A 680-nucleotide genomic window follows, 5' to 3' on the forward strand; every position below is an offset into this window, starting at 1 on the left:
GAGATCGAACGCGAACTCGGCATGACGGTGGTGCCCTTCACCTGGCCGGTGGGCATGGGCAAGCTGTTCCACGGCGTGTACGACCGCCGCAGCGAGCAGATGCGCGTGTTCGCCGCGGGTGAAGACCGCGCCGGCGGGGACGAAGAGGTGCTGGCCGGACTGGACAACCCGGTCACCGCCGAGCGTTTTGGCCTGGAATGGACCCAGGCCAAGGACGAAATGGAACTGGTCGAAGGCGCTTCGCCGGCTTTCGACGAAGCCGAATTTCTGGCCGGCAAGCAGACGCCCATGCTGTTCGGCTCGGCCATCAACAACTTCGGCGTGCGCGAGGTGCTGGACGCCCTGGTGGACCTGGCGCCGCCGCCCGGTCCCAAGCCCGCCATCCAGCGCACGGTGGAGCCGGTGGAGCCCAAGTTCAGCGGCGTGGTGTTCAAGATCCAGGCCAACATGGACCCGGCGCACCGCGACCGCATCGCCTTCGTGCGCGTGGCCAGCGGCAAATTCGAACGCGGCATGCCGCTGAAGGTGGTGCGTTCGGGCAAGGTCATCAAGCCCAACACGGTGGTCACCTTCATGAGCCAGCGGCGCGAACTGCTGGACGAGGCCTATGCCGGCGACATCATCGGCATCCCCAACCACGGCGTGCTGCAGCTGGGCGACACCCTGACCGAAGGCGAGAA

Annotated in this window: 1 protein-coding gene; it reads left to right on the top strand. The window is 66.8% G+C overall.

Annotated features, from left to right (window positions below; genetic code table 11):
• Positions 1-680 (top strand): EF-Tu/IF-2/RF-3 family GTPase (locus HA630_RS01260; RefSeq protein WP_243855317.1); only part of this gene is annotated, 680 nt, incomplete at both ends.

Source organism: Aquabacterium sp. A08, from assembly GCF_011742065.1.